Genomic DNA, 8,318 nt, shown 5'->3' on the forward strand with positions numbered 1-8,318 from the left:
ACTGAGGTGGATATTAGAGAGTTAATAGATTTATATTTCCTTTTGACTGGTCTTTCCTCTGTGTAGTGAAGCGCCTCGGTGTGCTCGGTGGTAAAATGTTTTTAGTGATTTATTCACTAGGTAGAGCATTAAGGACAAAAAAACTAAAAAGTGATCGCTAAAGCCAAGGAAGGTTATGACAACAGATATCATCACACAAAAGGTAATAGGTTGTGCTATAGAAGTTCATAGACAACTTGGGCCGGGCTTATTAGAGTCAAGCTATGAAAATTGCTTAATTTACGAATTACAACAAATAGGCATAAAAGCTGTCAGTCAAATTGAGCTTCCAATTAGTTATAAAGGCATGGAGATAGATGCAGGCTATAGGCTAGATATCTTGATACCAGATCTGCTTATAATTGAATTGAAAGCGATTGATAAACTTGCACCAATTCATTCTGCTCAGTTGATTACATACTTAAAATTAAGCGGTATTAAAACTGGTTTGTTGATTAATTTTAATGTGACAAAATTAGTTGATGGTATTAAGCGCATTAGTGTTTAGTAATAATGACGTGTTTTTAGCACAAATGCCTGATTATTTAGATTAGTTTCTCTGTTTTCTCGGTGGTAAGAAATTAAGTAAGTTCACCACAGAGGCCACGAAGAGTACAGAGGTAGAGATTAGAGAGCTAATAGGTTTATACTTTCTTTTGTTAGTATTTCCTCTGTGTAGTGAAGCGCCTCGGTGTGCTCGGTGGTGAAAACTTCTTTAGTGATTATTCACCACGGAGGTCAGGAATAGCACAGAGGTAGAGATTAGAGAGCTAATAGGTTTATACTTTCTTTTGTTAGTATTTCCTCTGTGCATTGAAGCCTCTCGGTGTTCTCTGTGGTAAAAACTAAGTAAGTTCACCACAGCCGAAGAGATAAAGCAGCTTTCCAAAATGTTATCAGGTTTGATGAAGTCTATTGAGTTGTGGGATTAAGCTTCGTAAGCTACCTTTGACCTTTGACCTTTGACCTTTGACCTTTGAGCTCCTAGCTCCTAGCTCCAACGCTTTTTATACGCTATAATTCATAAAATGTTAACAATCAAAGAGTATATTATTAGCTCTTTGCCTTTCGAATCAACAAAGTACAAGAAAAGGGAACTTGTTGTGGATAGTTTCATCCGGTCTATTTTGAATGCTTCTCGCGCTAAAAAGCGTGCTATTACCTTATTTATTGATTCACTTTTTATTGCCGCAGCATTTTGGCTCGCGCTTATCGTGCGTTTAGATAGCCTCGCGCCTTTTTATGAAGTGGGTAATTGGCTGCTGCTCGCAATGTTAATTCCTACCGGTTTAATCGCATTTATTAATTTAGGTTTATATCGTGCTGTATTAAGGTACATGAACGCTCAGGCGTTATGGGCTATTGTGCTTGGTACGGTTATCACCACTGTAAGCTTAGTATTGCTGTCGTTTTTTGTCGGTATTACCATCCCGCGTACTATGCCATTTATTTTTGCTTGGTTATGTTTACTTACTGTTGGTGGTTCGCGCATTTTGGTACGCGCGTTGATTGGTAAAATGGCTACAGTAAATAAAGAGTCGGTTATTATTTATGGTGCGGGCTCTGCGGGCAGACAGCTTGCTACAGCACTTAGTGCCGGGCCGGAATATTATGTTCGGGCTTTTATTGACGATGATGTTACTAAGCAAGGTTCGATCGTTCAAGGTATTCCGGTAATTAGTTTTAAAGATATTTATGAACTGATCAACAAGGCCAAGGCTACTAAAGTATTACTAGCGCTACCTAGTGCCAGCCGAGCAAGGCGTAAAGAGGTGCTTGCGCAGCTTGAACCGTTGACGATTAAAGTTTTATCTATCCCAGGTATGGCCGATGTGGTTGAAGGTAAAGCGCAGCTGTCTGAATTTAGAGAAGTTGAAATTGAAGATTTATTAGGCCGTGACCCTGTTACACCAAAACCCGAACTTATGGCTGCCAACATCACTGGTAAAGTAGTTATGGTAACAGGAGCCGGTGGGTCTATTGGCTCTGAGCTGTGTAGGCAAATAGTTAGGCAACAACCTAAAAAGCTCGTGTTATTTGAAATATCTGAGTTTGGTTTATATTCAATTGAAAAAGAGCTAAATGAATATATAACTAATAACCATATTGATTTAGACCTAATCCCAATAATGGGCTCGGTGCAGCGTATTAACCGTATTGAAACAGTAATGATGGCGTTTGGTGTGCAAACGGTTTACCACGCTGCAGCTTATAAGCACGTTCCACTGGTTGAGCACAATGTAGTAGAAGGGGTACGTAATAATGTATTTGGTACTTACTACGCAGCCAAAGCTGCTGTAAATGCTGGGGTTGAGACTTTTGTATTAATTTCTACCGATAAAGCTGTACGCCCAACTAATGTGATGGGGGCTACTAAACGAATGGCTGAGCTGGTACTGCAAGGCTTAGCGCAAACCAAAGGGAAAGAGCATGGTACGCGTTTTTGTATGGTACGTTTTGGCAATGTGCTTGGCTCTTCTGGCTCTGTTGTACCGTTGTTCCGTAGGCAAATTAAAGAAGGTGGTCCAATTACCCTCACCCACCAAGATATTACTCGCTTTTTTATGACTATACCTGAAGCTGCACAATTGGTAATTCAAGCAGGCTCTATGGGTAAAGGCGGTGATGTATTTGTGCTTGATATGGGGGATTCGGTAAAAATTAAAGATTTAGCCAGTAAGATGATCCGCCTTTCCGGCTTTGAAGTGAAAGATAAAACCAACCCTCATGGTGACATTGAAATTTTATGCACTGGCCTGCGCCCTGGTGAAAAGCTTTACGAAGAGTTATTAATCGGTGATAACGTTGGAGAAACCCCACACGAACGTATTATGACAGCTCATGAAGCTATGCTGCCGCTAGCGGAGTTAAAAGTATTTTTAGAAGCATTTGATATCGCCTGCCATAATTTTGATCACGAAATGATCCGCCAATTATTACTCGACGCCCCAACGGGGTTTAACCCAACTGATGGTATTTGTGATTTAGTATGGAATGCTAAAAAAAGTGTGCAACTTGAAGGTCTCCCTCAAGCTAAAGTGGTTAATTTTAAAAGTTGAGGTGTAAAATATAATAAATGATTTACTCTAAATGAAACTTCAAGGTATGAGATAGTGTGCTGAACTGTTGTGTGTTAATAATCACATGTGACGTTAATCCTTAAGAAATGCATTTAACTTTTTCAGAATGAACTAGATAATAATTAAATGTCATCAAAATAGTATTGGGTCATACTTGAAATAATCGAATGCGTGGACTTATAAAGCTATTCAGTCGTTTATATCCTCTATTGTCTTGAGTATGTATTAATAAATTTAAATTAGTGAGTATTATAGTTTGCAATTTAGAAAAGATATAAATGGGCTTCGTGCTATTGCAGTTATGTCTGTTGTTTTATTTCATTTCAACCCCTCTTGGATGCCAGGAGGTTTTGCTGGTGTTGATGTGTTTTTTGTTATTTCAGGTTTTTTAATGACTGGAATAGTATTTAGAGGGATCGAAAAGCGGCAATTTTCAATAATGAAATTTTATATTGCTAGAGCAAATAGGATAGTTCCTGCTTTAGCCGCGCTTTGTCTTGTATTAATGCTATTGGGCTTTTTCTATCTGTCTTCATTTGATTATAAGAACTTGGGATTGCATGTAGCATCTAGTATCGGTTTTTTATCTAACGTTATCTACATGAGAGAGTCCGGGTATTTTGATGCTGTATCACATGAAAAGTGGTTGTTACACACTTGGTCACTATCTGTCGAATGGCAATTTTATATTATATACCCACTAGTTCTTGTGATAATGAGAAAATTCATTACTATAAACGCGATGAAACTATGTATTTTATTAGGAACGGTTTCTGGCTTTATATTTTGTGTGATTGCTACGAGTAATTGGCCTGATTCATCATATTATTTACTATCATCAAGGGCATGGGAAATGATGTTAGGGGGAGTGGCTTTTCTATATCCCATTGCTTTAAAAAATGATAAGAAAAAACTATTGGAATGGTTGGGTTTATTGCTGATATTTTTTTCTTATTTCTTTATTTCACAAGATAACCAATGGCCTGGTTACTTAACTGCCATACCTGTTTTGGGTTCTTTTTTGATTATCCAAGCGCAATGCAATGATAGTTTTATTATGTCTAATCTTTTATCCCAAAAACTAGGAACTTGGTCTTATTCTATCTACTTATGGCATTGGCCCTTAGTAGTTGTTATTTATTATTTTTCTTTAAATGAAAAATTTATGTATTTAGGTATTCTATTATCAATATTTCTAGGCTTTTTAAGTTATAAATATATTGAAACCATTAGATTCAAAAATGATTTGAACGGTGTTCGAAGCTGCTTTAGATATAAGCCCCTTTATATGGTTTTTACTATTGGGTTGTTAGGAACTATTACATTTAAAGAAGATGGCTTTATTAAGTTGACTCCAATTGAATATCAGTCATTAATGTACAACGCTAGGCCTAGTCCATATAGAAGTAAATGCCACATAAATGAATATCAAGACCCTGCAAATTCTTGTGAGTATTTTGGGGGAGATATAACGTGGGCAGTTTTTGGTGATAGTCATAGCGTTGAAATTGCATATGCGTTAGCTGATAGATTAAAAGTTAAAGGTTTTGGCGTGAAACATTTTACCTTTTCAGGGTGTAAGCCTTCGTATAAGGAGCAAGAGAGTTTTAGCTTATGTTCGAAATGGTATAATGATACTATTGCATATATACTAGCAGATAATAAAATAAAGAATGTTGTTATTAATCATAGATTCACATCTGGTTTGTTTGGTGGGGATGCGGCCGATTACCCATCCAAGTTTAATTCGATAGAAACAGATGAATTGAAATTGATGCAAACAGTCAAGCATTTCGATGAATTGATTGCTTTATTTGCCGAAAATAAGGATAAAGTATATGTTTATTACCCGATACCAGAGCTACAAAGAAGTATAGGTCAGTTGATTGGTAGAAGTTATACTAATAATAATGAGAGTTTACTGAATGTAGTTGGAACAGACTTTAGTTGGTATAAGGAAAGAAATAAGTACATAGTAGATCATTTTGATAGGTCTTCATATCCATCAAATGTGCATTTATTGAGAACATCTGATGTATTTTGTGATGATGTAAGTTGTTATGCGGTCAAAAATGGAGTTCCTTTATATTTCGATGATGATCATCCATCTGTATTAGGCGCTAAACAATTAGTTGAACTAATAAAATAACATTAACATATAACTTATAAAATAGTGTGTGTTTTATCTTTTGAATTTAATGTTTGGTTAGCAATTATGTATTAATAGTAGGTATTTATTGATATTTTCAATTTAACCGAAGTAATGTATCCTGTAATCGTTAACTAATTCTATTGAGATTCTAAGCGGTATTTTTTAATCCATTATATTTCTGATTTGGCGTCGCTGTATAATTAAGCGTTTAATTTCTAAGTTTTAATTGTAAAACTGAATATAATTGTGCACCTCACTTATAACTGAATGATGATTTATAAATTAAAGGCGATTCAGCGGCTCTGTTTTTAGACTTCTAAAAACAGAGCCAAATTACTGCATTATCCCAATAATTACCTTGACGACTTATACTTTGCGTTATAGTTAGTTGTGATAACCGAGCTCTAAACGAGTTCGCAAAATACTGACACTCTTGATCTGAATGAAAAATCAGTTGGTTAAGAGCCTGCAGTTGACGCTTAATGGCATTATTCAATGCAGCTACATCCAATTGCATTTGGGTTTATTGATAAGGCATACCCTACAACTAGGGCGCGAGCACACTTTGTTAACGATTTTAAGCGAACAACAGTTCTTCTCTAAAAGCAACGTCATAACAAGCTCTTACGCACTTACTTCTAATTGAACTATTACTTTTCGTATGCTGTTTTACCATGTTTCTAACCACTCGACGAAATAACGACACCTAATCGTTTTACTAATTAGCGTGTTATCTGTGACTGATGTCAGGTGGTAATCCCCCCCAAAATAATGGGTGTCAAACGTAGAATTTTCTCTTATTGTAAACACAGGAGAAAATTATGAAAAAAGCACATTTTACAGACAGTCAGATCCTCGCTATTTTGAAGCAAGCCGAAAGCGGTGTCCCGATCCCTGAGCTATGCCGTGAACATGGTATGGGCAACTCAACCTTCTATAAATGGCGCGCAAAATACGGCGGTATGGATGCCTCTTTAATGACGAGAATGAAAGAACTTGAAGATGAAAACCGTCGTTTGAAGAAAATGTATGCTGAAGAGCGACTTAAATCCGAGGTCATTCAAGAGGCTATGGCAAAAAAGTGGTGAAGGCTTCTGAGCGCAAGATATTGGCACATGAAGTCGTTAGTACAAATAAAATGAGTATTGCCTTAGCCTGTTGCACTTTCATGCTCAGTGAAACGTGTTATCGCTATACGTCGATATTAAAAAATGAAAACTTAAAAATAGCAGAGCTGTTACTCGATTTGACTGAATCAAAGCGCAATTGGGGCTTTGGGCTATGCTTTTTATATTGTCGCAATGTAAAACGATATAAATGGAATCACAAACGAGTTTACCGTATTTACCGTGAGTTTGAGTTAAGTTTGCGTATCAAGCCTAGGAAACGCTTAAATAGAGATATGTTGTGGTCAACTAATTCCGGACAGTAAATTAAGTTTTTCTTCTGCTATAGCAGGGGCAACCATTTGGTTGTGGCTATGTGGCCTGCGCCAGTTATAATAATTCATTAAATAATAGCTAATATCTTTTTCAGCTTCTTGGTAATTACTATAACCTAACGAAGGAACCCATTCCGTTTTTAAGCTTCTAAATAGGCGCTCCATCGGGGCATTATCCCAGCAATTTCCTCGGCGGCTCATACTTTGTTCTATACGGTAACGCCACAGCCTTTGTTGAAACCTTTTTGCGCTGTACTGACTGCCTTGGTCTGAATGAAATATCAGCCCAGGTGGCTTGCCTCGTTGCTCGTATGCCCTATCTAATGCTTTAATAACTAAGTCAGTATCAGGCTTATCTGACATTGCCCAGCCAACCACACGACGAGCAAATAAGTCGATAATAACAGCTAGATAAGACCATTTATTACCTGTCCAAATATACGTAATATCCCCACACCAAACTTGGTTTGGGCCATCAACGTCAAACTCACGGTTAAGTATGTTTGGAATATCTAGCCGCTCCACCGTCGCTAATTTATATGAATGAGGCCCTGGTTGTTTGCATACCAATCCTAAGTCACGCATGATGCGGCATACCTTAAAGATACCAATAGGTAAGCCAGCGTCGTTTAGCATCGCCACTAATGTGCGGCTACCAGCAGCTCCACGACTGAGTGAGAATAACTCACTAATCGTTGACCTAAGCTGCACCTCTTCAAGCTTAATTGATGCCACACGCTGCTTAAAATCATAATAACTAGAACGCGGAACATCAAACACGCTACAGACCATTTCTAAAGACTCATGCTCACTTAAATGGCCTATCAACGAATATTGTTCATCTCGTCTGACATTAAGAGAGCGGTAGCCTTTTTTAAAATTGTTTTTTCTCTTTCAAGTCGATTAATTTTAGCTTCAAGCTCCTGAATTTTAAGCTGTTCAGGAGTAAGAGCTTTAGAGTTTGGTGTTGTGCCACCACGCTCATCTTGTAATTGTTTAACCCAGCGACGAAGCGCTGTTTCACCGACTTCTAGTGAGCGAGCAGCTTCAGGGAATGAGTATCCTTCATCAAGGACTAATTTTGCTGAATCAAGTTTAAACTCTTGAGAAAAAGAGCGACGTTGTTTTGTCATAGAACACCTCAGTTTGAGTGGTAATAATACCACCTAAATTGGTGTCCGGTTTCATTGAATCACAACAGGAAACGAGCTGCTCGTTTAAGTGCAGATATCTATAAAAATTCAACAATAACAAAAGATTTTGGTTTTCGAGATCAGTTAACACGTGCCGGATTGTCTGTACCTAGTAATATTGCTGAGGGAATGACACGAGATAGCGATAAAGAAAAAGTGCGCTTTTTAGATATTGCTCGTTCTTCTTTAGCTGAAGCTAGAACACAAATTTATATAGGTATTGATATAAACTATATTGATTCGAATATCGGTCAACTTTGGCTGTGTGAAACATCTGAGTTATCAAAAATGCTGTCGAGCTTAATCTCTAAAATTAAAGAACGAATCTGAGACGTTTAAATTGTTTAAGTTTTTTAATTACCCACACTGATTTTATAGTTATTTTTGATAAAACCTAAAACCTAAAACCTAAA

5 protein-coding genes and 2 pseudogenes are annotated in these 8,318 nt (G+C 37.2%); 5 read left to right on the forward strand and 2 right to left on the reverse strand.

Annotation, left to right across the window (positions count from 1 at the left end):
* Positions 1-175 precede the first annotated feature (175 nt).
* The 3 genes from H5162_RS20475 (at position 176) to H5162_RS20485 (ending at position 5,268) form a co-directional block, all read left to right on the forward strand.
* Entirely contained in the window at positions 176-547 is a 372-nt protein-coding gene (locus tag H5162_RS20475) for a GxxExxY protein (protein WP_145236663.1), read from the forward strand.
* A 595-nt stretch (positions 548-1,142) separates the two neighbouring features.
* On the forward strand, positions 1,143-3,098 hold the full coding sequence (locus H5162_RS20480; protein WP_182779396.1) for a nucleoside-diphosphate sugar epimerase/dehydratase: 1,956 nt from the start codon (positions 1,143-1,145) through the stop codon (positions 3,096-3,098).
* Between the two features lie 277 nt (positions 3,099-3,375).
* Positions 3,376-5,268: an acyltransferase family protein gene (locus H5162_RS20485; protein ID WP_182779397.1), complete on the forward strand. Its 1,893-nt coding sequence runs from the start codon at positions 3,376-3,378 to the stop codon at positions 5,266-5,268.
* 580 nt (positions 5,269-5,848) lie between these two features.
* On the opposite strand, the pseudogene H5162_RS21575 reads toward H5162_RS20485, so the two are convergent.
* Positions 5,849-5,974 (reverse strand): annotated as a pseudogene (locus H5162_RS21575) (ISAs1 family transposase); the annotation flags it as partial.
* 118 nt (positions 5,975-6,092) lie between these two features.
* Between H5162_RS21575 and H5162_RS21455 the strand changes: the two are divergent.
* Positions 6,093-6,673, forward strand: a pseudogene (locus H5162_RS21455) (transposase); the annotation flags it as partial.
* Positions 6,674-6,682: 9 nt separating this feature from the next.
* On the opposite strand, the gene H5162_RS20500 reads toward H5162_RS21455, so the two are convergent.
* A protein-coding gene (locus H5162_RS20500; RefSeq protein ID WP_182779398.1) for an IS3 family transposase occupies positions 6,683-7,845 on the reverse strand; the annotation gives its coding sequence in 2 pieces (ribosomal slippage) (positions 6,683-7,590 and positions 7,590-7,845; 1,164 coding nt in all).
* A 54-nt stretch (positions 7,846-7,899) separates the two neighbouring features.
* On the opposite strand from H5162_RS20500, the gene H5162_RS20505 reads away from it, so the two are divergent.
* A complete protein-coding gene (locus tag H5162_RS20505) occupies positions 7,900-8,235 on the forward strand; it encodes a four helix bundle protein (protein WP_182779399.1) in 336 nt (111 codons plus the stop codon).
* Positions 8,236-8,318: the final 83 nt, after the last annotated feature.

The organism is Pseudoalteromonas sp. SR41-8 (assembly GCF_014163915.1).
In the GTDB taxonomy this organism is placed as follows: Bacteria; Pseudomonadota; Gammaproteobacteria; order Enterobacterales; family Alteromonadaceae; genus Pseudoalteromonas; species Pseudoalteromonas rhizosphaerae.

Coding starts and splice junctions, on each gene's coding strand:
- H5162_RS20475 (WP_145236663.1), top strand. CDS start 176: ATGACAACAGATATCATCACACAAAAGGTAATAGGTTGTGCTATAGAA.